This window comes from Sphingopyxis sp., assembly GCF_035944815.1.
Classification (GTDB): Bacteria; Pseudomonadota; Alphaproteobacteria; order Sphingomonadales; family Sphingomonadaceae; genus Sphingopyxis.
In genome coordinates, this window is sequence record NZ_DASZAU010000002.1 from 149,251 (window position 1) to 173,089 (window position 23,839).

The window sequence follows — 23,839 nt, forward strand, 5'->3', positions numbered from 1 at the left end:
AATATCTATCCGCCGTCCGGCCCGGTTATTGCGACGATTTCTGGACCACCGGCTTCACCTTGTCGCCGGGATTGAGGAAAGCGCCCGCCAGCGCGACGACCTTTTCGGTGCCCGTCAGGCCCGACGCGATCGACACGCCGCTGTCGGTCACCGTGCCGACCTTCACCGGCACGCGCTTGATCACATTATTGCCATCGACGACCAGCACGAAATTGCCGTCGACACCGCTCTGCACCGCGCTTTCGGGGAGCAGCGGGGCTTCGGCGGTGCCCGCGATCAGCCGCGCGTCGGCAAAGCCGCCAGGGCGCAGCGCGTCGCTGTAGGGAACCGCGATGCGCACCGTGCCCTGGCGCGTGTCCATGTTGATGACCGGCGACTTCTGCCACACCTGTCCGGCGATGCTCGCGTCGCTGCCGACCGGCGTGACGGTCGCACGCGTGCCGACCTTGACGCGCGCGAGGTCGGCTTCGGCCATCTGCGCCAGCATTTCCATCTCGCCGCCGCGCGCCATGCGGAACAGGATGCCGCTGCCCGCGCCGACGATCTGGCCGGGTTCGACCTGGCGCGTCAGCACCAGCCCTGCCGCGGGCGCGACGATGTTCAGCCGCGCGTTGCGCGCGGTCGCTTCGGAATATTGCGCCTGCGCGACGCGGACGCGCGCGTTGGCCGCATCGCGGGTCGCACGCTTGCGGTCCATGTCCGCCTTCGAGATGAAGCCGCGCCCGACGAGCGCCTGCGCGCGTTCGAGTTCGGCCTGCGCGAGATCGGCGTCGGCCTGCGCGACGCGGATCGACGCGGCAAGGCTTGCGGCCTGCTGCGTCTGCACCGACCGGTCGATCACGGCGAGCGTCTGTCCCGCGCCGACCCACTGGCCGGGCTCGACAAGGACGCGGACGACCTGCCCGCCTTCGCCCGCGACACCGACGGGCATTTCGCGGCGTGCCGCGATCGTGCCGTTGGCGGAGATCGCCGCCTCGACCGACACGCGGCCGGGAATGACGACGGTGACGTTCGGGATCGTGGCATTGCCCTGCCCCGCGGCATCGGCCGCACCCTTGCCGTGGGTGAAGGCATAATAGGCCGCCGCGAGCGCGAGCGCGATGAGCACCAGCGCAACGATCATCAGCGTCCGCTTGCGCCGGTTGCCGGCTTCTTCATAATAGCTTTGCGTGCCCGCCAGGCTGTCCATCACATCCACTTTCCGCTCGTAGTTCACGCCGAAAACCCTCCCTGCTTCGCACGGCATCAAACCGCGACAGGCGCAAACGCGCCCGTCCCCCGACCCCGCACGACAGGATCCTTCCTCAACGAGGTGTATTACCTAATTAAATCACCACTGGCAAGAGGCGAAACTTTGCCCGAACCTCTGCCCCCCGGCCGCGCGGTCATAGAGAGGTTCTGCCCCGATTTCCAGTCGTTACGGACATGAAAAAGGGCGGCTCGCCAGGTGGCGGCCGCCCCGATTTCGGCGCCGGTTCCGAGGAGCCGGCGAACCGCTGGACCGACGATCAGCGCAGACGGCCGCGCCGGACGAGATTGACGATCCCGAGCAGAACCACCGCGCCGATGAAGGCGGTGAGCAGGGTCATCGGATCGAACGCATTGCCGCGCAAATGTCCGCCGCCAAGGAAGCTGCCGAACAGGAAGCGGCCGAGGATCGACCCCAGACAGCCGACAATGATATTCAGGAAGATGCCCTGCTGGGCATCGGTGCGCATCACGATGCTGGCCAGCCAGCCGATAACGCCGCCCATGATGATTGCGATAATCCAAGTCATATGATGACCCCCTACGATCGTTTCTGCCGCCTGCTTTCGCAGACGCTTATGTGGTAACGCAAATATCTGAAATCGCCTAGCAGAATGGCGACGGCGCGATCAGCCCCGCCGCCACGCCGCTCAGCGGACGCTGCCGCGCCGCACGAGGTTGATGAGCCCCAGCAAGACCACCGCGCCGATGAAGGCCCAGAGCAGACCGACCGGGCTGAACGTGTCGAGGCTCGCCCCCATGCCGAAGAAGCTGCCGAGGAAATTGCCGAGGAAAGCCCCGACAATACCGACGACGACATTCAGTATGATCCCCTGCTGCGCATCGGTGCGCATGACGATACTCGCCAGCCAGCCGATGATCCCGCCGACGATCAATGTGATGATCAGACCCATGATATGTCCCTTCCTGAACCGGCCGGGCAGACGCCGACGCCCGGCGAAGCTGTGAACGTCCGGTCGCGCCCGGACATCGTTTCAACGATGGTCAAAGAATGCGGATGGGGCGCGAAAGGTTCCCGGCCGGCTCGCTGCCGAGCGCGGCCGGGAAAGTGGGATCGGTTCCGGTTCGGGAACGTCTCCGGGTCGCGGGATCGGGATAAGCAGGCGCGCTTGACGGGAATGTGACGAATGTCACAGGCCGCAAAATAAAGATGCGAGGCTGGCCGGGCGCGGCGGGAGGCGCTCCGCTGCGCCGGGGGGCGCCAAAACCCCGCTGCGCAAACGAAATGGGGGCCGGCATCGCTGCCAACCCCCACTATCCGGTTTTGCCCCACGCACTCCGCCTCACTTCATCCCGGTCCGCTTTTCTTTCGATCAGCGGCCCGCAAAACGATGCGTTGCGGCGCACGCCGGAACAATCCGGCGACGGTTTGGTCGGCCCCCTTTCGGGGGCCGGCCGCACCTGGAAAGCCCTTCATCATCTCTTCCTGCGTCCGCCGAAGCGGTCGCTCTCCAAGCGATGGACTGCGTTTCCTGTACCCGATCGGGTTCGCATCAACTCGTGGGAATCGCTGCGTTCCGTGACCAGGCTACCGGTCGATTTCCTCGTCAATCCAGTCCGTTCTCTTCAGGCTAATCTTGCAACTACCCTTGATGTCCCGGCGGTCTGTCGTCTCTGTCGTCCGATGATTTGAAGCTGACATGAAGCGTTCGGGGCGCCAACAGAAAATCATTGAAATGCGGCCCGGGATCACTCCTGCTTGTGGATAAGTCCGGCATTAGCAACAAGCGGATTCACCGCAGCATTTTTGTAACAGCATTGCAGCATTTTGATGCCGATCCTGCGCCGCGAATCATATCGCCCGGGGTCGCGAATCGAAACGTTGCGAGTCGCGACTCGGCCGCCCGATAAAAAAGGGCGGGACACGAAGATCCCGCCCTTGCCCGAATCGGAAGGCTCATCCCTTGACGGTCACCTCGACCCGGCGCGCCGCCGAATTGTCGGTTCCGGTCGTCGTCGCCTCCGCCGGTTTTTCGAGCACGACACGGTCGGCCGCGAAACCGAGCTTCTCGAGCGCGGCCTTGACGCTTTGCGCACGATTCTTCGACAGTTCGGCATTGGCCGCGGCATTGCCCGTCGGGTCGTTATAGCCCGATACCGCAAGTGTCGCGGCGGGATTGCTGTCGAGATAGGCCTTCACTGCCGACGCCGCCGTGGTCAGGTCGTTCGACACCTCCGATTTGCCGGTGTCGAAATAGACCGTCAGCATCGGCTTGCCCTCGCGATCGGCCGCCACGACGCCCGCCCCCTCGGGGATGGCCGCTGCGGTCGGCGTCGCGGTATCGACGGGCGGCACCGTTTCGCTGACCGCTGCCTGATCGGCCGGCGGCGCAACCGCCGCTTCCTGCTTCGAACAATAACGCAGCCCGAAGAAGATCAGCGCAGCGAGCACGAGCGCGAGCAGGAGCCAGCCAAGCCAGCCCATGCCGCCGCCCTCGCTCGAACCAACATCGCCGCCCCCGCCCGAATCCACATTGCCGTTTCCATAGGCGCGCTGCGGACTGGCGGCCGCGGGTGCCGGAGCCTCGGGCGCGGCGACTGGCGGCACCGCCGCGGCTGGCGCAGCAGCCGGCTCCGCCGCCGCGGCGGCCGAGGCCCCCGCGAGGCCGGCAGCCGCCAGTGGCGCGGCCGATGCCGTGGCGTCATCTTTTCCGGCATCCTCGTCCGGACCGCCAGCCGATGCCAGCGCGGCCGCCGCCCCGGCAGCGCCCGCGGCACCTGCCGTGCCACCAAAGAGCGTGAGCAGGCCGAAATGCTGCGCAAGGAGATAATAGACGGTGACGCGGTTCTTGGTCCGGTCTTCCTTCATCCGCTCGCCGACACCCGCGATCGCTGCGTCGAGCGTCGTGTCGTCGTCGGTCAGCCCCAGCTTTTTCTTGAGGAAATTCTCGCGGACGCGGTCGGTTTCCTTCTTGTCGCTGAAGGAAACGAGTGAAGAATCGCGATTTCGAAGCGCGATGCCGAGATATGCGACGATTTTCGACACCACCGCCTCGTCGGCGTCCGCGACATATTTCCTGACATCCGCCAGCCAATCTTCTGCCATGCGATTTTCCTCCTGCCAGACGCAAGGGTTCGCCGTCAGACGCTCGCACGGGGGGCGAGACTCGCGCCTTAGGAGGCGGAACTTACATTATTTTCCGCAAAAGCAAAAAAAGGCGCCGCGGCTTCGGCTAGCGCTTGCCGAGGTCGCCCTTGCCCACCGTCCCCGACGCCATTTCGAGCATCCGGTCGAGGCTCTTGCGCGCGGCGAGGCGAAGCCCCTCTTCCATCTCGATCTGCGGCTTCAGGTCGCGCAGCGCGAGATAGAGCTTCTCCATCGTGTTGAGCGCCATATAGGGGCAGATATTGCAGTTGCAGTTGCCGTCGGCGCCGGGCGCACCGATGAAATTCTTTTCGGGCAACGCGAGTTCCATCTGGTGGATGATGTGCGGCTCGGTCGCGACGATCAGCGTGTCGCCGGGGAAGTTCTTGGCGAATTGCAGGATGCCGCTGGTCGACCCGACATAATCGGCATGATCGACGATGTGCGGCGGGCATTCGGGGTGCGCCGCGACGGGGGCATCCGGATGCTGCGCCTTGAGCTTCAGAAGCTCGGTCTCGCTGAACGCTTCGTGCACGATGCACACGCCCGGCCACAGCAGCATGTCGCGCCCGAACTTGCGGTTGAGATAGCCGCCAAGATGCCGGTCGGGGCCGAAGATGATCTTCTGCTCGGGCGGGATCTGGCTGATGATCGTCTCGGCACTCGACGAGGTGACGATGATGTCGCTGAGCGCCTTCACCGCTGCCGAGCAGTTGATGTAGGTCAGCGCGATATGATCGGGGTGCGCTTCGCGGAAGCGTTTGAACTGTTCGGGCGGGCAGCTGTCTTCGAGACTGCAGCCTGCGTCCATGTCGGGCAGGATCACCGTCTTTTCGGGGCTGAGGATTTTCGCGGTCTCGGCCATGAACTTGACCCCGCAGAAGGCGATGACGTCGGCGTCGGTGTCCGCCGCCTTGCGCGACAGTTCGAGGCTGTCGCCGACGAAATCGGCCAAATCCTGAATTTCCGGCTTCTGATAATAATGCGCGAGGATGACGGCGTTGCGTTCCTTGCGGAGGCGTTCGATTTCGGCGCGCAGGTCGAGGCCCGAGAGATTCTCGCGGATGGGAGCAGTCATGGCATTTCCTTATATGGCTTAGCCTTGGCGCACCCCCTACACCGCGACCCGCGACAGGGCAATTGACCGCGTCAGCCGGCCAGCCGCTCCGCAAGCGCGATGACGGGAGGCGTCATCGCCAGCAGCGATATGGCAACCCGCGTCGCAATGACAACCGCCGCGACCGCCCAGGTCGCAGGATGCACCGCGCCGCGGCTGCGCCGGTCATAGCCGGCGACGATCGCGACCACCGCGAGTTGGCAGAGCGCGACCGCGGGTTCGGCCCACGGCCCCATCAGCGGAATGGGCAGCAGCCGGCCGAGCGCGGGTTCGAGGATGACGATCGTCGCCCCGATCATCAGGCGCCGGTGCCAGTCGGAAGCGCGCCGCCGCCGGATCGCCCAGCCAACCATCGCACCGAAGACCAGCGATTCGGTGACAGTGAGCGCAAGGAAATAGGGCGGCGTGAAAAAGGGCGGGAAGCGGCCCAGCATCAGCGAGGCGATGCCCGTGAAGATGCCAAGCAGGGTGATGAAAATCGCGAGCAGCCCGCCGATCCGTCCGAGTTGCCGATGCAACGCGAGATTATCGCGCGAAACGAGTGTCGGCTGCGCGATCAGCAGCGCGAGCCAGGCAAGCATCGCGACGCCATGAACATGCACCCAGAAAGGCGCCGCGACAGGATCGACGAAACCCCTGAGCGCGAACTGGACGAAACCGAAGACGATGAAGACCGCAAGGCCGATCGCCAGGCGATGCCAGAATAGTTCGGCGCGCGCGGCGCGCTCCGCAGCCGTAGCCATGCCAATCCCCCTGCCCGACCCGGACGGAGGATAACAAAGCCGCGCGAACGCGGAAAGACGGGAATTAGCGCGCCGGGCCGTCGGCGAAGCGCGCCGTGACCTTCGCGTCGATCCCCGCGGCCTTCAGCGGCATCGCAAAGCTCTGTTCGACCGCAGTACGCGCGGCGCCCTGCGCGAGACGCATCGGGGTCGTCCCCTTCGCCTGCTTGATCAATTCCTCCTGCGCTCCCTTGCGGTTCGCCGCGTCGAGCGTGCGTTCGGCGTCGGTGAGCGTGAGCAGGATTTCGCCGTCGCGATATTCGCTAATCGCGTCGATATCGATCTCGGGCCCCGCGATCCGTAGCGGCGGCAGCGTGACCGTCAGCGCATTGGTCGCGCCGTCCCAGGCGAGGTCGGACTGTTTCAGCCTGCCGAGATCGAGCTCGTAACGGACGGTGCCGGGCATGATCAGAGTCTTTTTCGCGCTGAGCCCAAGGCGGCTTTGCGTCGAGGTCACGACCGCGACATAACGCGCGGTGAAGGGCACAAGCACATTCTGCTCCTGCAAGCCTTGCAGGCTTGCCGCGACGACGGTCTCGGGATCATAGCCCTTTTGCCAGTCGCGCCAGGCCGTGACCGCCCACCAGACGGCGACGAGCATCAGCGCCGCCGCCGCAAGCAGGATCAGGCGCGGCAACAGGCGCGGTGCGGGTGAGGAAGCGGGCATCGTCATGGCGTTGTATAGACCGAACAGTCGGGCGCCGGGCGATCCATTTCGTATCGCCCCGTCGCGGGGTTATAATGCAATATACGCGCGTAGCTGCACTCAAGATCCTTCCAATGCGCCAGATCGCTCTTCTTGAGCTTCGTACCGCTATTGTCCTCGGTGCGCCGCGACGTCTGCGGATAGGCGGTCGCGGTCGTGCGAAGGGTGAGCGCGGGCAATTCACCGCCATCGGAGGCCGCGGCGCCGAGCGCGCCGGTGAAGCTATATTCGTCATGGCACGCGCCGAGCCGGTCCTTCATATCCTGTTCCGAAAAACAGGCACGGATCATCAGCGAGCTGTCCCAGACGGTGTCGAGCACCTCCACCAGACCGGCGGCATGCGGCGCCATGCCGACACGCAGCAGGTGGAGCCGCCCGCCCGAACCGCCGCCGCCCGAATACATCGCGCGCTCCTCCTCGATAACACCGACGAGAAACTCGGCGGCGGGCTTTGCGCCCTCCTCATTCGCCGCGGGGACGGGGACGATGTTCGGCCACAGGCTGATGCCCTTGCCGTCGGCACCATAAGGCAGCGGCAGCGAAATTACGCCGCCATCGCCCGCCGCAAGCGACGAGAGCCGGAGTTCGCGGCCGCCTTCGTCCGTCCCTTCTCCCGGCAGTTCGAGACACAGGCTCTTGTCGGGAAGGCAGCGCCGCCCGTCCTCGTCCACGACAAGTTCGACGACGACATTGGCGGGCGCAGCGACGGGCTGCGCCGCGGCGATCAGGAGCGGCAGGAGCATTCAGGCGAGTTCCCATTCGTCATTGTGCACACGCACGACGCCGCGCGCCTCGAGATCGAGGAGATGCGCGAGCACCGAGCGGCCGGCGGCGCCGGTCAGCCGGGGATCTAGGCCCTTGTACATATGCTGCACCATGACCGGGATCACAGCGGTCCCCTTCTCGAGTTCGCGCAATATCTGCCGCTCGCGCTGCTTACGGTGACCGAGCATACCGCGCACAAGTTGCCGCGGTTTCGTCACCGCGGGACCGTGTGCGGGATAATAGACGCGGTCGTCGCGGTCATAGAGTCTGGACAGGCTCGCCATATAGGCCGCCATGTCGCCGTCGGGCGGGCTGACGACGCTGGTCGACCAGGCCATGACATGATCACCGGTAAAGAGAGCGCGCGTTTCCACCAGGCCGAAGCAGAGGTGGTTCGAGGTGTGGCCGGGCGTCGCGACCGCCTCGATCGTCCAGCCGTCACCCGAAATCCGGTCGCCGTCGGTGAGGATGCGATCGGGCGCATAATCGGTATCGAACGCCGAGTCCGCACGCGGCCCGTCGTCGCGGAGCGCCAGCGGCGCACAGCCGATGATCGGCGCGCCCGTCGCCTCCTTCAGCGGTGCAGCGGCAGGGCTGTGGTCGCGGTGCGTGTGGGTGCACAGGATCGCGGCAACGCGCTGCCCCTCCACCGCGCGCAGGATGGCATCGACGTGCCCCGCGCCATTGATGTCGGCGGGGTCGCCGATGCTGAGCCCCGACCCCACCGGTCCGGGATCGATCACCGCGACGTCGCTGCCCGCGCCGACGATCCACGTCTGGGTGCCGGTAAAGGTATAGGGCGACGGATTGGGCGCGAGGACGCGGCGCACCAGCGGTTCATGCTGTTCGCACTCGCCGGCGCGGATCGTATCGGGCCAGGGCTTTTCTTCGCTCATGGCCTCCATGTGGCACTGCATCCCCGAAAGGAAAAGGGAGCGGGCGCGAAAAAGGGATGACGCGAAAAAGGGGGCGACATGGGCCGCCCCCTCTCCCGCCCCAGCCGCCGGCCCCACCGGGGAGCAAAGACCGGCGTCGAAGCTATTCGGTCCTAATGGTCCGATTTCTCCATTTCGGCGATCGCCTTGTCGAGGTCGGCCGCGACCTTCGCACGCATATTGTCCGACAGGTTGCTGTCGCTCTCGAGGAAGCGTTCGCGCGCTTTCTTGAGCGCCGAGAGGCGCTGCGCCCTTGCCTCGGGACCATCGGCGCAGGCGATCATCACATAGCGGCTGCGCTTGTTGCCGGCGACTTCCTCGCGGTCGACGGTCGGCGCGGCCTGACCCGACCCGCAGCGGGCTACCGCCATCGCATGTCCCTGGGCCGGTGCCCAGGCAACCGGCGGGCGGGGAGCCCTGGGCGGCAGCGGCGGCCGGGGCGGCAGCGGCGGCATGGGCGCGAGCGCGGTGCGCAGGCGCTCCTTGCGCTTCGCCTCCAGCTTGTCGGCGATGGCTTCGGCCTGTTTGCCGTCGATACCCTGTTCCTTCAGCGTCGCGAGCACATCGTCGCGCGACAGGCTGCCAAAGGTCCGAAATTCGATCTGCCGGGCCTTGGGCGCCTTGCCGTTGGTCGGGGCGATCGTCACGGTCTTCGCCTTGTCGCCTTCGCCGTCGCGGCGGATGACGATCCGGTGCATTTCGCGCCTTTTGCTATCGCCGGACGTCGTGACGCTTTCGGTCACATCCTCACCGGTCGAGGTGAAGACCATCGCGTCGGGCGCCGGCGGCGCTTCGGGCGGCGGCGGCACGTCGACGGGCGGCGGGGGAGCCGGCGGTTCGGGAATCTCGGCGACCTGTGCGCTGGCCCGCGCCGTGCCGGCGGGGACGAGCGTCGCGGTCGTCGCGAGCACCGCAAGCGCCGCGCCACCGATCAGCAGCCGGCCGGTCAGGCTGCGCTTCTTCGAAATATCCTGTTGCAACAACATCGTCAGCCTCTCCTGCAGATTGTCATGGACCGCCATCGGCGCTGCGAGCGACAGCCGCGAGCCCACCGCCGCCTTGGCGATCGCGGTCGCATAGCTGGCGGTGCGTGCGCCCCGCGCATCCTGGTCGGCCATCGTCAGCACGCGCGCGTCGCACGCGGCTTCCTGATCGAAGCGAAAGGCGCGGATCGCCCGCCAGGCGAAGGGGTTGAACCATTGCGACGCGAGCAGGACGAGCGCGGCCGCATTCGCCCACAGATCGCCATGGCGGTGGTGCGCCAGTTCATGATCGATCGCGAGCGCGCGTTCTTCGGCGACATAGCGGGCAAAAAAGTCATGCGGGACGGCAACGAAGCGGCGCCACAAGCCAAAGGCCACCGGCCCATCGACCGCGTCGGTCATCACCAGCCGGATCGAACCGATCGGTTCGAGCTCGACCGCCTCGGCCAGCACGGCGGCGCGAAACCGGTGGTGCGAAAGCATCGCCATCGCGAGTACGACGACCATGCCCGCCGCCCAGAGCAGGACGACATAGGGCATCACGTCGACCAGCGACCATGCCGCAGGCTGCACCGCGGCGGCGGTATCGACCGGTAACATCACGACCGCGCCGGCGTCGACAACGCCTGTTGCCACCGGAACCGGCTCGGCAAAGGGCAGCGGCGGCAGCACCAGCCGCAGCGCGGGGATCAGCCACAGCATATAGGTAAGTCGCGGGCCGAAATGCCGCGCAAAGGGTTTGCGGACGAGAAGCACCGCAAGGACGAGGAGCGTGGTGGTGAGCATCGTGTCGCCCCACAGCTGCATGAGCGTTGCGGCGTTCATGACTTGAGCTTCCTCAACAGCGCCTCGATCTCGGCGATATCGGTATCGGTGAGCGCCTCGCGATCGGCGAGATGCGCGATCAGCGGGCTGACCCGCCCGCCGAACAGGCGGTCGACGAAGCGCTGCGATTCCTCGCCGACGGCATCGGCGCGTTCGACCGCGGGGCTATAAAGATAGCGCCGGCCATCGGCTTCGGCCGTCACCGCGCCCTTCTGGACCAGCCGGGCGAGCAGGGTCTTCACCGTCGCCTGCGTCCAGCCGTTGATCTTGCCGATGCGCGAGGTCAGGTCGGCGGCGGTCTGCGGGGCTTCCTCCCACAGCGCCGACAGCACCTGCATCTCCGACTCGCTTGCTCGTTCTGCCATGCGGACCCCTCCCATTGGCGTCGTCGACTACGACACGACTACAAATGTAGTCAAAGGGCTGAACGCTTGCTGAACGAAGCTGAACGCCAGACTGTCGGGATTTTTGACACTCGGTCGGCACGGTAAGAAATTGCTAACCAGCGTCCCGCACCGAAAAGCGTACGAGCGCAGATTTGGCACGGCCCTTGTATGATATCATATGTTCCCGAGTGTTCCGCTCAATGGAGCGGTGGGGGACATCAGTCTGGTCCCTGATGTCCCCTGCCCCCACCCGGGAAAACCCCACTTGCCCCCGATGCAGACGGGGGGCGGAGCGGCCGAAAGGCCCCGCCCCCCGGACGCTTTTCACCCGAACAAAAAAAGGACGGACCGCGGCGGCGGCCCGTCCAGCAATATGGCCGCCGCGGACGGCGGCCACCCCATTTCGATCATTCGGCGTCTTGCTGCTCAGCCTCTTTCTTGAGCTGACCTTTGGTCATGCCGGTGACGAGGACGTCGCCCGACCCGGCAAAGCTCGCCGCCGGAAGCGTCGCGACGCGGTCGCCGACCTCGACCGTCACCGCCTGTACGACGCCGCGGCCGGTCTGGCGCACATCCTGCACATAGCCGATCACCTTGCCGCGGGCGTCGGTGACCGCCATGCCGGGTTCGACGGCAAACATGCCGGCGCTGCTCGCAGCACCGCTGCCCGCGGCGGCGAGCTGGCCGAGACCGCCCTGGAAGCTGCCCGCGACCGATCCGGCGCCACTCGCGCTGCCCGAGACGCCTGACAGCGCTGGGCCCGTCCGGTCGCGGACAGTCCCGACCGCTCCGCGCGCGGTGCCCGTTGCGGTCGAAGCCGCGCCCCTTGCCGCGCCGACCGCGCCCTGCGCCGTGCTGCCGACGAAATCGGTGCCGACCGCCTGCGCATCGACGCTGCCGCTTCCCGACGCGCTGCCGGCGCCACTCGCGTTGCCACCGAGACTGTTGCCGAGCAGGTCGCCGCCGCCATTCGCCGAACCCCGGCCGTTCGCATCGGCATTGCCCTTGCCGCGCACGCGGCCCGAACGGCGATCGACCTGCGCCTCGCCGCGTCCCGATCCGCTCAGTTCGCCGGCGCTGCCGAGCGTGCCGCCGATCGGTCCGGTCGGGTTGCCGAGCGTTCCGCCCAGCGTGCCGCCGAGATTGCCACCCAAATTTCCACCAAGCCCGCCGCTGCCGCCAAGCAGCTGCGCCGAGGCCGGCGCCGAAAGCGCGATGGCGGATGCCGCGATCGCCGCGATGAAGAGATGTTTTGCCATTGTCCTGCTCCTGAATCCGGCCCGGAGGGGTTGGGCCTTGCAGGGAGAACGACGGGGATTTCGGTTTTCTTCCCGAAAAAGTTCGAAGCCGGGCTTAGCGGCCGCCGCAAGTGCCGCAAATCAGGCCATGACCATAGATTTTGTCGCGGCCTTTCCTGCCGAGATCGCGCGCCTCGAACACCAGCCCGCTGACCGCCGGCGCGATCCTGTCGATCGATGGCGCCGGATAGCGGAGCGCGAGCCGTCCGGCGACGAGCGGCGCGGCGAAAGAGGTCCCGCGCAGCCGGTCGCTGCTGGCCGCGCCGGTCGCCGCAAGCACCGCATCGCCCGGCGCCGCAAAGTCGATATGCAGGGCGCGCCCCGCTTCCGGCAGGGCGCGGTCCTTTGCATCGACCCCGGTCACGGCGAAGACCCCCTTATAGGACGCCGGATAGACCGGCGGCGCAGCAGGTCCGTCGTTGCCGACCGCCGCGACGATAAGCATCCCGCGTTGCTGCGCGCGGCTGACCGCAGCCGACAGCAATTTATTGTCGGGTCCGACAAGGCTGATCGTCGTCACCGCGACTCCGCTTTGCGCCAGCCAGCCGAGCGCGCGGGCGATGGCACTCGCATTGCCGCCCGCCGCATCGCTGCCATAGACATCGGCGGCGAGCAGGCGCTGGCCGGGCGCGGCGCCCTGTACCGTTCCGGTCCCGACCAGCAGCGACGCCACTGCCGTTCCGTGACGGCTTGCCGACGGGGCGCCTTTGGCGAAGCCGCGCTGCTCGACCCGCCCCGCGACCGACGGATGCGCCGCAACGCCGCCGTCGATCAGGCCGATCCGGGCGAACCCGCCCGTCGCGGCAGACGCCAGCGCGGCGTGCGGCAGGGCGCCGCCCGGTCCGCTGGCGAAATAGAGATTGTCGGCATCGACCTCCGCCTCCGGCAGCAGCTTCGCAAGCTGTTTGCGGGCACGCGCAAGGCCGCGTCCCTCGGGAACCCGAAACCGTGCGATGTCGAGGTCGAGTCCGTCGATGCGCTCTTGATCGACCAGCGCGAACCCCGCCTTGCCCGCCCGCGCGATCATTGCCGCATCGACCCCGCTCGCGACGAGCACGCCGCGCACCGCGGGTTCGCCGCGTTCGTCGAGTTCGATGGCGTCGCGATTCGTCCTGACCAATCCGATGATCCGGTCGAGCCGTACCCGTACGAGCCGGTCGCCGACGTCTGCCAGCCGGCCGGCATCGAGCTCGGGCAGCGGCGGCAGGACGCGCCCCACCTCGGGCAGGTGCACCGACGGCAGGGCGATCTGCGCGGCGACATGCGCGCTCGCTCCGCCGAGCAGGAGGCCGAACAAGGCCAGAGAGGTCACCCAGTATCGCATCGCAGTCTCACAAGGGCCGGCGTCGGAACCGGTTCCCGAAAAAATTTAGCAGGTCGCGGAAGAAACGATAGAAGGCCGACGTTTCTTCCTCGAACTACCGAAAAGGCGACAATGCGCTTCGAAGAGGAACTGGTCGAATTGCTGCCCCGTCTGCGCCGCTTTGCGCGCGGGCTGGCGCGTCACGCAAGCGACGCCGACGATTTGTGCCAGGCGGCGATCGAGCGCGCGTTGAAGTCGCAGGATCAGTGGCAACAGGGAACAAGACTGGATAGCTGGATGTACCGCATCACCCGCAATCTCTGGATCGACGAGCGCCGCGCCGCGGGCCGGCGCGGCGTCCATACGCCGATCGACGACGCGGTCACGCAGATCGCAGGCGACGGCGCGGCGGAGGTCGAGGCCGGGACGCTGCGCGGCGATGTCGACGGCGCGATGGCGCGCCTGCCCGACGAACAGCGCGAGGTGGTGATGCTCGTCCTCGTCGAAGGCTATGCGTATCGCGAGGCCGCCGACATGTTGGAGGTGCCGATCGGCACCGTGACCTCGCGCCTTGCCCGAGGGCGCGAGACGCTGGTGCATTTGCTCGGAGAAGCCGCATGAGGTTCGATCCCGCCACCGTCGCGGCCTTTGTCGACGAAGAACTCGACGACCTGACCGCGCGGCGCATCGAACGCGAGGCGGAGAGCGATCCCGCGCTGGCCGCCGAGATTGCCCGCCACCGCGCGCTCAAGGCGCGGCTCGCAGCGCATTATGCGCCCGTGGTCGACGAACCGGTGCCCGAACGGCTGCGCGCGCTGCTGACCCCCGACGTAGCGGCCGACGCCAGTCTTGCAGCACGGCGCGAAGCGAAACGGGCGCGCTTCGCCCCGGTGCATTGGGGCGCGATAGCGGCGTCGCTCATCCTCGGGCTCACGCTGGGGCTGCGGCCGTGGATGCCCGCCGCGAGCGTCGCCGAAGCGGATGGCACGGTGGTCGCGGCAGGTCCGCTGGCCGCGGCGCTCGATACGCAACTTGCCTCGAACCAGCCGCCCGACGCAGCGGTGCGGATCGGGCTCAGCTTTCAGGACAAGGACGGGCGTTATTGCCGCAGTTTCGAAAGCGCATCGCTGGACGGCATCGGGTGCCGCGATAACGGACGCTGGAATCTCGAGCGAACGATGCAGGGACAGGCGGGCACCGATTATCGGCAAGCCTCGTCGGGCGAACTCGCGGCCGCTGCGGCCGCGATGATGACGGGCGATCCGCTCGACGCCGCCGCCGAACAGCAGGCACGCGACGAGGGTTGGGCGCGCCGCTGAGCCTTCAGCTGCGCGCGGGTTCGTCGATCCCGAACAGCGCGGCGAAATTCGCACGTTTGGCGAGCAGGTCGGCGAGCGTATAACCGTCGAGCACTTTCATGAACGCCGCGAGCGCCTCGGCGAGCGCGCCGGTCAGCCCGCACGCGGGCGCGATGATGCAGCTGCCGCAGTCGACGAGGTCGAACCCTTCCTCGGTGTGTCGCACCACCGCACCGACATTGATCACGGCGGCGGGCTTCGCCAGCCGGATCCCGCCGAAGCGCCCGCGCACGCTTTCGAGATAGCCGGCGTTCACAAGGTCGTTGACGACCTTCATCAGATGGTTCTGTGAAATGCCATAGGCGCGCGCGATTTCGGAGATCGGACTCAGCCGCGCCACATCCTGCGCCCCCACATAAAGGAGCACGCGCATCGCATAGTCGGTGTAGCGCGTCAGGCGCATCCTGGTCCTTCGAAAATGTCGGTCACGCCATAATATGCATTTTTGTTGCATGTTTCAAACTTCACGCATACATGCGCATCAAATACATGATTGGAGCGAGTCGTGACACGGGACGACCAGATCGATGAAGCCGCGCTCGAGCGCCTGATCCCGGCCTTTTATGCCCGTGTGCGCGCCGATGCCGACATCGGCCCGTTGTTCAACGCGGCGGTGGACGACTGGCCGGAGCATCTCGAAAAGCTCGTCGCCTTCTGGTCGTCGGTGATGCTGACGAGCGGGCGCTACAAGGGCAGCCCTGTCGCCGAGCATCTGAAGCACCGCGAGGCGATCACCCCCGCGATGTTCGACCGCTGGCTCGCGATCTGGGCCGACACCACGAACGAGCTGCTGGCGCCCGCCGCCGCGCACGCGCTGCAGGCCAAGGCCGCGCGCATCGCCGAGAGCCTGCAACTCGCGCTGTTTTTCCGTCTCGACGACCCTCGCCCCCGGGCGGCCTGACGCTTCCCTTTCCCCTCCGCACCAAAGGATATCTTATGCGCACCGCTTCCGCCCACGCGATGACGATCGTCAAAGCCACCGCCCCCGCGCTCGAAAAGCACGGCCTTGCGATCACCACGGCGATGTATGCGCGCCTCTTCGAGAACAAGGATATCGAGGCGATGTTCGACCGCGCTGCGCAGGCGAGCGGCGAACAGCCGAAGCGGCTGGCCGCAGCGATCCTGGCTTATGCGAAAAATATCGACAAGCTGCAGAACCTCGGCACCGCGGTGTCGCGCATGGTCGCGCGGCATATCGAAACGGGCGTGAAGCCCGAACATTATCCCTATGTCGCCAATGCCCTGCTCCCCGCGATCCGCGACGTGCTGGGCGCCGAGGTCGCGACCGACGAAGTGCTCGCCGCATGGGGCGAGGCCTATTGGATGCTCGCCGACATCCTGATCGCGGCCGAGGCACAGGCATATGAGGATGCCGAAGCGGCCTAAAGCGTCCGATTGCGGATGTTTCAATATTGCGCGAAGAGGCGGGAATGTCGGCTCGGATAGAATTTCAGCGCACTGCTGATCCGCACCTAATCGCGGACGTGCGAATGTATGAAACTGATGCGGGCGGTCGCAAGGGGCCGGCGCTTCCCGGATGGGTTTGCCCCGTAATGATCTCGAAAGATCAACCGTTGGAGGGCTGGGATGCTTTTCTGTTGTTACGCGATCAGCCCATTTCACCCGGTGAATGTCGTCGCATAGGCATCCATTTCGTGTTTGGCGAAGCCGGTGCAACCGCCGCCCGAGAAGCCGGCAAATTCTATCTATGGGAAGGCGGTTTTGTCGGCGAGGGTATCGTCGTAGCCTGATTTCCTTAGTCCGCTCACCACCCCAAAGCCGACAAACAAAAAACCCGCCGGAGCCAACGCGCCGGCGGGTTCTTGTTGCTCGGACGATGCGCGGGCTTATTCGGCGCGTGCGGGAATCCCGGTCATCAGCGTGTGAAGCTCGCCCGCTTCCCACATTTCCATCATGATGTCGCTGCCGCCGATGAACTCGCCCTTTACATAGAGTTGGGGGATCGTCGGCCAGTCCGAAAATTCCTTGATGCCCTGGCGGACTTCCATGTCCTGCAGCACGTCGACCGTCTCATATTCGATGCCGAGGCGGTCGAGCATCGCGATCGCGCGCGACGAAAAGCCGCACTGCGGGAACAGCGGCGTGCCCTTCATGAACAGGAGGACGGGGTTGTCGGCGACCAGCTTGGCAATGCGGTCGTGGGTGGCGGGATCGCTCATTTCATGTCTCCGGTGGCGCGGTGCGCCGAAAATGTTTCGCTTCCGGTCCCTATGAAGGAACTGCGGTGGTCAATTGCAAGGCATGAAGTTCGCCGCCCATCCGGCCGCCGAGCGCCGCATAGACCGCCTTGTGCTGCGCCACGCGCGTCATCCCGCGAAAGGATTCGCTGACGACATGCGCCGCATAATGGTCGTTGTCGCCCGCGAGGTCGGTGATCGCGACCTCCGCGTCGGGAAACGCCGCGACGATCATCGCCCGCAGATCATCTTCGCGCATGCCCATGGCGAACGTCTCAGTTCTGGCTGTCGATGAACTGGCGGCGCGCCTCGGCGGTCTTGTCGTTCAGCACCGCGCGGATTTCGGCATCGCTGATTTCGACCGCCGCCGCGGTCAGGTCGCCCGCGAGCTTGCGGATGACATCCTCGTCGCCCGCTTCCTCGAAATCGGCCTGAACGACGGCTTTGGCATAGGCGTCGGTTTCCTCGGGGGTCAGGCCCATGCGTTCGGCCGCCCATTCGCCGACGAGACGGTTGCGCCGCGCGGTGATGCGGAACTGCACCTCCTGGTCGCGTGCAAATTCTGCCTCAAAAGCCCGTTCACGATCGTCGAATCCGCTCATCTTGTCCTCACCGGAATGGAATGTCCCCCCGCAGATAGGTTGCGGGCCGCGGTGGCGCAAGCGGCCTGTGCCGCAGATCACTTCCCTTTCGCTTACGAAGGGTTTAGGGTCCGACGTCAGGGAATGGGTCGTACCGCAGCAATAAAAGACTGCGCCTTGCCGGCATAGCGTCGGCACGGCGTTTCTACGCTTGTGTTTGGGGGATTGGTGATGACCGCTCGACGTCCGCATTTTGTGCCGATTCTGGCGCTGCTGGCTTTGGCCGCGCCCGGAAGCGCGCTCGCGCAGGGCGGCGACCCCACGCTGCGCGACAGTTTTTCGATCGGCGACCAGGGTGGATCGCTCTGCGAAGTGCAGGCGACGGTCCGCGACGGCGTCATCAAGGGAATGTTCGACCGCGCCTGGACGATCATCTGCCGCGATGCGAGCCAGCCGGTCGGCACCGTCCGCCTGCTCCGCGCAACCCCCGCCGAGACGCAGGCGCGGATCGATCAGGGCCGCGCCGGCACCATCGCCTGCACCGCCGAGGGCGCCTGCACCGTGCAGGGCAGCAATGTCGCCTGGACGACGCGGATCGAAGCCGCGGGAAACAATGCCTATAGCGTAGAGGGGTTCGCCGCTTATGGCGACGCGCTCAATATCGCGCTCGAATCGATCCGCCAGCGCAAGGTCGTCCCGGGCGTCATCAAGGTCGCGACGACATCGGTCGGGAGCAACGACGGCTTCGCGCGCACGCTCGCAGGGACGATCGACGTCGACAAGGCACTGGCCGAAGGGTATCGGCGCAACCACAGCGGCGATTATGCCGAAGCGGCCGAATTTTTCGAGGCGCTGTCGCGCCGCGCCTCCGAAGAGCAGGCCGCGGCCGACCTCGATCCGACCGAATTCACGCTCAACCGCGCGCTGCAGGAATCGAACCTCGGCGAATTTTCCGAAGCCGAACGGCTGTTTACCGAGGTCGAGGCGACCCCGACGAGCGATCCGGTCCAATTGCGCCTCCGCCGCAATTTCCGCGCGATCCATGCGCTGAACCAGCGCGATTACGACGGCGCCGCCGAACTGCTCCGACGGCCGATCCCGCCGCTGACGGGTGCGGTGAGCGTTGCCGGCGATGCGGTCACGCTGACCCCCGAAATCGTCGCCGGCGTGAACAGCGGCAGCAGCGCGCGCGCAATCCGCCAGACGTCGGACCGCGAACGGCTCACCCCGCTCGAACGCGCGCAGATCATCGACGCGCAGGCGGTTCACCTGCTCGGCACCGTCGAACGGCTGCGCGGCGACGCCCGCGCGGCCAAGGCCGCGCAGATCAAGGGATTGTCGGACGCGCTGGCCGTTCGCGAAGGCCGCGTGACATCGATCATCCGCCTGCGGTCGCAGATGCTGGGCGAACTCGCACTCGCCGAGGAAGCGCTCGGTGACAATAGCGCCGCCGACGCACGCTTCCTCGAATCGATCAATGCGCTGGCGATCGAATATCCCGAAACCAACGCGCTCGCTTCGGCCCGCGCGCGCTACGCCGCCTTCCTGACCCGCCGCGGACAGGACGACAAGGCGCTCGGCATTTATCGCGAAGTCGTCACCGCGCTCGCGGGATCGCAACGTTCGACGACCGGCATGGCGAATATGATGGCGCCCTATTATCGCCTGCTCGCCGGCCGCGCGGCGACCGATCCGGCGGCGGTCGGCGATTTCTTCGTCGCCAGCCAGTTGCAGGTCCGCCCCGGCGTCGCCGACACGCAGGCGGTGCTTGCCCGCGAACTGTCGAGCGGCAGCGACGAAGGCGCGCGGCTGTTCCGCCAGGCGACGACACTGAACCGCGACATCGAACGCGCGCGGATCGAGGATGCCCGCCTTGCCCAGCTGCCGGAATCGCCCGAGGTCAACGCGCTGCGCGCCGACATCAAGACCCAGCTCGACAATCTCGGTTTCCAGCAGGCCGAAACGATCGTCGCGCTGTCGGCCTTTCCGCAATATCGCGTCGTCGCGCCGGGCAAGCTCGACCTCCCCGAATTGCAGCAGGTGCTGCGCGCGGACGAAGCCTATCTCAAGATGCTCGTCGTCGGCGACGCCGTTTATGCGATGCTGATCGAACAGGGCGGCGCGCAACTCTGGAAATCGGACATCAGCGCGTTGGGGCTCGACACCGCGGTCGACACGATCCGGTCGACCATCTCGATCGTCGAGAACGGCCGCCGCGTCACCTATCCTTTCGACGCCGCGACCGCGTACAAGCTTTATGGCCAGCTGTTCGGCCCCGTCGCGGCGCGACTGCCCGCGGTGCCGCACCTGATCTTCGAACCCGACGGCGGCATGCTGCGGCTGCCGGTCAACCTGCTGATCACCGCCGATACCGGGCTCGCCGCCTATGAACAACGGCTGCTCGATCCCGACGCCGACCCGTTCGACATGCGCCAGATCGCCTGGCTCGGACGGACGACGCGCCCAAGCACCGCCGTCTCCACCCTCGCCTTCCGAAATGCACGGCAGGCGGCGCCCTCGACCGCGAGCCAGCAATATTTCGGGCTCGGGCAGAACCAGCCGATCAGCGGCGCGCTGCCGTCGCTCGGCACCCGCGGCACGGCGGGCGGCAGCATCGATGGCGATTGCCAGTGGGACACGTCGCTGTGGGCGCGTCCGATTTCAGCCGACGAACTCGTCACCGCGCGCAATGCGATGGGCCGCGAGGCGGCAACGCTGCTGACCGGCGGCGCCTTCACCGACACGGCGGTCAAGAACCGCACCGACCTTGGCGATTATCGCATCATCCATTTCGCGACGCACGGCCTCGTCACCGCGCCGCGCCCGGCGTGCCCGGCGCGCCCGGCGCTCGTGACCTCGTTCGGCGGGACCGATTCGGACGGGCTTTTGACCTTCCAGGAAATCTTCGATCTCAAGATCAACGCCGACCTCGTCATCCTTTCGGCGTGCGACACGGCGGGCGCTGCGTCGGTTGCCGCGACGCGCGAGGCCGGCCTGTCGGGCGGCGGCAATGCACTCGACGGACTGGTCCGCAGCTTCATCGGTGCCGGCGGGCGGTCGGTGATCGCAAGCCATTGGCCCGCACCCGACGATTTCGACGCGACCAAGCGGCTGATCGGCGGCCTGTTCGCGGCCAATCAGGGGACGAGCGTCGCCGACGCGCTGTGGGGGACGCAGACGCGGCTGATGGACGACAAGCAGACCTCGCATCCCTATTATTGGGCGGGTTTTGCAATCATCGGCGATGGCGGCCAAGCGCTGCTCCACGGCGGCACCGCGACCGCAGCCGCCCCTGTCGGGGAGGCTGCCGGCCGCGCCGCCCGCTGATATAATGACGACAGCCGAAACCATCTCTTCCGAAGCGAGCCCTGCTGCGCCCGACGGCCCGCCGGCGGCCGTGCCGCTGCGCAAAAGGGTGCGCCGGCTGGTCATGCAGCTCGGCCCGTCGCGCATGGCGGCAACGATCCTGTTCCTCGCCGTCGCGGTACTGATCGCACGGCTGAGCTGGCAGATGCCGCTGGTCGATGCCGCCGAGCGCGCGCTTTACGATGCGCGCGCGACGCTGATGGCGCCGCATGTCGAGCAGGACAAGCGGATCGTCATGATCACCTATAATGACGAAACTTTGTTCAACACCGGCATCCGCTCGCCGCTCGACCGCACCCTGCTCGCCAATGCGCTTGGCAATCTCGACCAGATGGGGGCGAAGGCGATCGGAATCGATATCGCGTTCGACTCGCCGCGCCCCGACGACGACCTGCTGAAGACGCAACTGCGCGCGATGAAGACGCCGACCTGGCTTGCCTATGCCGAGCAGGCGAGCAATCCGAACACGATCTTTTACGAACAGCAGAAGTTCCTCGAATCCTTCATCGCCGACGTCACGACCGACAAGACGAAACCGACGAGCGTGCTGTTCCGCACCGACGACGACAGCGTGATCCGCAACTGGCCCGACCGGCCGAAGAATTTGCCGCCGCTGATGTCGAACGCCTTGGCTCCGGTCGATCCGGCGCACGCGAATTTCCAGGGCAATATCCGTTTCCTGGTGCCCGCACGCGCGGCGGAGGGACAGGAAGAGCCTGTTTTCGCCAATATCCCGATCGATACCTTCGCGCTGCCGATGGATGCCGACATGCGCGCCGGCTTCTCCGAACTCGTCAAGGACCGCTATGTCCTGATCGGCGGCGACATCATCGACAACGACCAGTTCAATACTCCGCTCAGCCGGTTTCCCGACGCGATCACGGGGCAGCACGAGACGATGATCGGGCTCGAGGTCCACGCGCATATGCTCGCGCAGCAGCTCGACGGAGCCTGGACCCGACCGATCGCGGGCCCGGCGCTGTGGGCGCTCGCGATCCTTGTCGTCTTTGCCGGCGGGCTCACCAGCCTGATCGACCTGCGCGCACGCTGGGTCGCGCTCGCCTTTCTCGGGCAGATGGCCTTCTTCATCGCCTTCCCATTCTGGCTGCAAGGCCGCGGCGTCGACACGACCACGCTTCCCACCTTCGGCTGGGCGATCGGCTGGCTGTTCGGTTACGCCGCGGTCGGCACCGCGGCGCGCACGGTCGGGTCGCGCCAGCGCGCCTTCGCACAATCGGCGCTTGGCAAATATCTCCCCGCCGATGTCGCGGCGCAGATCATGCGCGATCCCGATCAGCTCTCGCTCCACGGCGAACGGCGCAATATCTTCTGCGTCTTCACCGACCTCGAAGGCTTTACGAAGCTCAGCCATGCGGTGACGCCAGAAACCGTCGCGCGACTGCTCAACGAATATCTCGACCGCCTGTCGGACATCGTGCTCGCGCATGGCGGAACGATCGACAAATTCGTCGGCGACGCGATCGTCGCCTTCTGGGGTGCGCCCCTCAGCCGCCCCGACGACGGGCCGCAAGCGGCAGCGGCAGCGCTGGCGATGTATGAAGCCGGCGAGAAATATCGCACCGACCTTGCCGCCGAGGATGTGCCGCCGATCGGCATGACGCGCGTCGGGCTGCACGTCGGCGATGCGATCGTCGGCAATTTCGGCGGCGAAGGGCGCATCCAGTACACCGCGCTCGGCGACAGCATGAACACGGCATCGCGGCTCGAGGCCGCGAACAAGGGGCTGAAGACCGGCGTGCTGATCTCCGCCGAGGCGGCGGCGCGATCGGAGCGCGACGACCTCGTACCGATGGGCCGCGTGACGCTTCGCGGCCGGGCCCAGCCCGTCGATGTTTTCACGCCGCGCCCCGATCTTGTCCCGGAACGGCGCGCCCGCATCGCGGCGCTTGTCGCGGCGCACGCCGCGGGCGATAAAAATGCCTATGTGACCGGCGCCACAGCGCTGGCGGGCGAATTTGGTCAGGATGCATCCATCATGTTCCTGATAGAACGCCTGAACGAGACCGAAATAGGAGAAAGCTATGTCCTTTCCTGACTTGCCGATGCAGCGCCTCGGCCTGACCGCCGCCGCCGTCATGGCGGTCGCGATGGTCGGCACCGCCGCCGCGCAATCGATGGTCGTCCGTTCGACCGGGCCGTCGGCGGGCAAATATCCGACCGGCGCCAAGCTGAAATCGACCGACAAGCTGACCCTTGTCGCCGGTGACAAGATCGTGCTGATGCAGGCGGGCAAGACGCGCACGCTGTCGGGACCCGGCACCTTCGGCGCGACCGGCACGGTGCAGGCCAGCCAGTCGCTGGGCGGCAATGTGACGCGCATGCTGGCCAAGGGGCCGACGATGCGGTCGCGCGGCGGATTTTCGCGCGACGCAGGGACGCCCCAGCCGGCGGATCTGCGCGCGCCCAATCTCTGGCTGCTCGACTATCGCGAAGGCGGCACCTTCTGCGTGGCAGACCCCGCGACGCTGATGCTGTGGCGGCCGAACATGGAAGGCGACACCGCGCTCGAGATCGAAAGCGCGGGGAAAAAGGCGACGGTGGCCCTGGTCGACGGCGCCAATTTCCGCAAATGGCCGGTCGATGTCATGCCGGTGCAATATGGCACCGACTATCGGCTGTCGGGCGGCGGGCTCGCCCAGCCGGTGACGGTTCGCTTCGCGGCGATGGACAATATACCCGACACGGTCGAGGGATCGGTCGACATGCTGATGGTCAAGGGCTGCTCGCCGCAGCTCAACCGTCTCGTGGACACGGTGTCGGAGGCTGAAGCAGGGCAAGGTTGAACGGGGCGGGCGGGCATTGAACCCATCCGGTCCATCTGATAACAATCAGAAGAAAAGCCGCTACTTGCTGGCGGAACC

25 protein-coding genes are annotated in these 23,839 nt (G+C 66.5%); 8 read left to right on the plus strand and 17 right to left on the minus strand.

Going from position 1 to position 23,839, the window contains the following annotated elements; all coding sequences use genetic code 11:
- Positions 1–25 precede the first annotated feature (25 nt).
- The 13 genes from VGU00_RS01705 to VGU00_RS01765 form a co-directional block, all read right to left on the minus strand.
- Positions 26–1,189, minus strand: coding sequence for an efflux RND transporter periplasmic adaptor subunit (locus VGU00_RS01705; protein WP_327465759.1), 1,164 nt, complete (start codon positions 1,187–1,189; stop codon positions 26–28).
- 319 nt (positions 1,190–1,508) lie between these two features.
- Positions 1,509–1,778, minus strand: coding sequence for a GlsB/YeaQ/YmgE family stress response membrane protein (locus tag VGU00_RS01710; RefSeq protein ID WP_327464853.1), 270 nt, complete (start codon positions 1,776–1,778; stop codon positions 1,509–1,511).
- Positions 1,779–1,898: 120 nt separating this feature from the next.
- Positions 1,899–2,162, minus strand: a complete 264-nt coding sequence (locus tag VGU00_RS01715; protein ID WP_327464855.1) for a GlsB/YeaQ/YmgE family stress response membrane protein — start codon at positions 2,160–2,162, stop codon at positions 1,899–1,901.
- Positions 2,163–3,166: 1,004 nt separating this feature from the next.
- Complete coding sequence (locus VGU00_RS01720; protein ID WP_327464857.1) at positions 3,167–4,315, minus strand: DUF2853 family protein; 1,149 nt, start codon at positions 4,313–4,315, stop codon at positions 3,167–3,169.
- Between the two features lie 127 nt (positions 4,316–4,442).
- The gene (nadA, locus tag VGU00_RS01725; protein ID WP_327464859.1) at positions 4,443–5,432 is read right to left on the minus strand and encodes a quinolinate synthase NadA; all 990 of its coding nucleotides are present in this window, start codon (positions 5,430–5,432) and stop codon (positions 4,443–4,445) included.
- A 71-nt stretch (positions 5,433–5,503) separates the two neighbouring features.
- Positions 5,504–6,214, minus strand: coding sequence for an adenylate cyclase (locus VGU00_RS01730; RefSeq protein ID WP_327464861.1), 711 nt, complete (start codon positions 6,212–6,214; stop codon positions 5,504–5,506).
- A gap of 64 nt (positions 6,215–6,278) precedes the next feature.
- Positions 6,279–6,926 (minus strand): DUF4230 domain-containing protein, encoded by a 648-nt coding sequence (locus VGU00_RS01735; protein ID WP_327464863.1) that lies wholly within the window; start codon positions 6,924–6,926, stop codon positions 6,279–6,281.
- Positions 6,923–7,702: a hypothetical protein gene (locus tag VGU00_RS01740; protein WP_327464865.1), complete on the minus strand. Its 780-nt coding sequence runs from the start codon at positions 7,700–7,702 to the stop codon at positions 6,923–6,925. Before VGU00_RS01740 ends, VGU00_RS01735 begins: the two co-directional genes overlap by 4 nt.
- Positions 7,703–8,620 (minus strand): MBL fold metallo-hydrolase, encoded by a 918-nt coding sequence (locus VGU00_RS01745; protein ID WP_327464867.1) that lies wholly within the window; start codon positions 8,618–8,620, stop codon positions 7,703–7,705. It abuts the gene before it with no gap.
- A 152-nt stretch (positions 8,621–8,772) separates the two neighbouring features.
- Positions 8,773–10,467 carry a M56 family metallopeptidase gene (locus VGU00_RS01750; protein WP_327464869.1) on the minus strand — a complete coding sequence of 565 codons (1,695 nt, stop codon included), beginning with the start codon at positions 10,465–10,467 and terminating at the stop codon, positions 8,773–8,775.
- A complete protein-coding gene (locus tag VGU00_RS01755; RefSeq protein WP_327464871.1) occupies positions 10,464–10,832 on the minus strand; it encodes a BlaI/MecI/CopY family transcriptional regulator in 369 nt (122 codons plus the stop codon). The genes VGU00_RS01750 and VGU00_RS01755 overlap by 4 nt, the downstream gene beginning before the upstream one ends.
- 428 nt (positions 10,833–11,260) lie before the next feature.
- The gene (locus VGU00_RS01760) at positions 11,261–12,112 is read right to left on the minus strand and encodes a hypothetical protein (protein WP_327464873.1); all 852 of its coding nucleotides are present in this window, start codon (positions 12,110–12,112) and stop codon (positions 11,261–11,263) included.
- 94 nt (positions 12,113–12,206) lie between these two features.
- On the minus strand, positions 12,207–13,475 hold the full coding sequence (locus VGU00_RS01765; RefSeq protein WP_327464875.1) for a S8 family serine peptidase: 1,269 nt from the start codon (positions 13,473–13,475) through the stop codon (positions 12,207–12,209).
- A 111-nt stretch (positions 13,476–13,586) separates the two neighbouring features.
- Between VGU00_RS01765 and VGU00_RS01770 the strand changes: the two genes are divergently transcribed.
- Both VGU00_RS01770 and VGU00_RS01775 read left to right on the plus strand, forming a co-directional pair.
- The gene (locus tag VGU00_RS01770; RefSeq protein WP_327464877.1) at positions 13,587–14,075 is read left to right on the plus strand and encodes an RNA polymerase sigma factor; all 489 of its coding nucleotides are present in this window, start codon (positions 13,587–13,589) and stop codon (positions 14,073–14,075) included.
- On the plus strand, positions 14,072–14,773 hold the full coding sequence (locus tag VGU00_RS01775; RefSeq protein WP_327464879.1) for an anti-sigma factor: 702 nt from the start codon (positions 14,072–14,074) through the stop codon (positions 14,771–14,773). Before VGU00_RS01770 ends, VGU00_RS01775 begins: the two co-directional genes overlap by 4 nt.
- A gap of 4 nt (positions 14,774–14,777) precedes the next feature.
- Here VGU00_RS01775 and VGU00_RS01780 read toward each other — a convergent pair whose 3' ends face one another.
- On the minus strand, positions 14,778–15,215 hold the full coding sequence (locus VGU00_RS01780; protein WP_327464880.1) for an Rrf2 family transcriptional regulator: 438 nt from the start codon (positions 15,213–15,215) through the stop codon (positions 14,778–14,780).
- A gap of 102 nt (positions 15,216–15,317) precedes the next feature.
- Here VGU00_RS01780 and VGU00_RS01785 point away from each other — a divergent pair, with 102 nt between their 5' ends.
- The 3 genes from VGU00_RS01785 to VGU00_RS01795 all read left to right on the plus strand — a co-directional run bounded on the left by VGU00_RS01785 (position 15,318) and on the right by VGU00_RS01795 (position 16,563).
- Entirely contained in the window at positions 15,318–15,713 is a 396-nt protein-coding gene (locus tag VGU00_RS01785) for a group III truncated hemoglobin (RefSeq protein WP_327464883.1), read from the plus strand.
- Positions 15,714–15,748: 35 nt separating this feature from the next.
- Positions 15,749–16,198 (plus strand): globin domain-containing protein, encoded by a 450-nt coding sequence (locus VGU00_RS01790; protein WP_327464885.1) that lies wholly within the window; start codon positions 15,749–15,751, stop codon positions 16,196–16,198.
- A gap of 104 nt (positions 16,199–16,302) precedes the next feature.
- A complete protein-coding gene (locus VGU00_RS01795) occupies positions 16,303–16,563 on the plus strand; it encodes a hypothetical protein (RefSeq protein WP_327464887.1) in 261 nt (86 codons plus the stop codon).
- Positions 16,564–16,659: 96 nt separating this feature from the next.
- Here VGU00_RS01795 and grxD read toward each other — a convergent pair whose 3' ends face one another.
- The 3 genes from grxD to VGU00_RS01810 are packed head-to-tail and all read right to left on the minus strand — an operon-like array spanning position 16,660 to position 17,612.
- Complete coding sequence (gene grxD / locus VGU00_RS01800) at positions 16,660–16,992, minus strand: Grx4 family monothiol glutaredoxin (RefSeq protein ID WP_058805277.1); 333 nt, start codon at positions 16,990–16,992, stop codon at positions 16,660–16,662.
- 49 nt (positions 16,993–17,041) lie between these two features.
- A complete protein-coding gene (locus tag VGU00_RS01805; protein ID WP_324072343.1) occupies positions 17,042–17,275 on the minus strand; it encodes a BolA family transcriptional regulator in 234 nt (77 codons plus the stop codon).
- 10 nt (positions 17,276–17,285) lie between these two features.
- The gene (locus VGU00_RS01810; protein WP_327464890.1) at positions 17,286–17,612 is read right to left on the minus strand and encodes a DUF1476 domain-containing protein; all 327 of its coding nucleotides are present in this window, start codon (positions 17,610–17,612) and stop codon (positions 17,286–17,288) included.
- 210 nt (positions 17,613–17,822) lie between these two features.
- On the opposite strand from VGU00_RS01810, the gene VGU00_RS01815 reads away from it, so the two are divergent.
- From VGU00_RS01815 to VGU00_RS01825, 3 genes are read left to right on the plus strand one after another with little or no spacing between them, the layout of a single operon-like run.
- On the plus strand, positions 17,823–20,918 hold the full coding sequence (locus tag VGU00_RS01815) for a CHAT domain-containing protein (protein ID WP_327464892.1): 3,096 nt from the start codon (positions 17,823–17,825) through the stop codon (positions 20,916–20,918).
- Positions 20,919–20,922: 4 nt separating this feature from the next.
- Complete coding sequence (locus VGU00_RS01820; protein WP_327464894.1) at positions 20,923–23,013, plus strand: adenylate/guanylate cyclase domain-containing protein; 2,091 nt, start codon at positions 20,923–20,925, stop codon at positions 23,011–23,013.
- Positions 23,000–23,761 (plus strand): hypothetical protein, encoded by a 762-nt coding sequence (locus VGU00_RS01825; RefSeq protein WP_327464896.1) that lies wholly within the window; start codon positions 23,000–23,002, stop codon positions 23,759–23,761. Before VGU00_RS01820 ends, VGU00_RS01825 begins: the two co-directional genes overlap by 14 nt.
- Positions 23,762–23,839 lie beyond the last annotated feature (78 nt).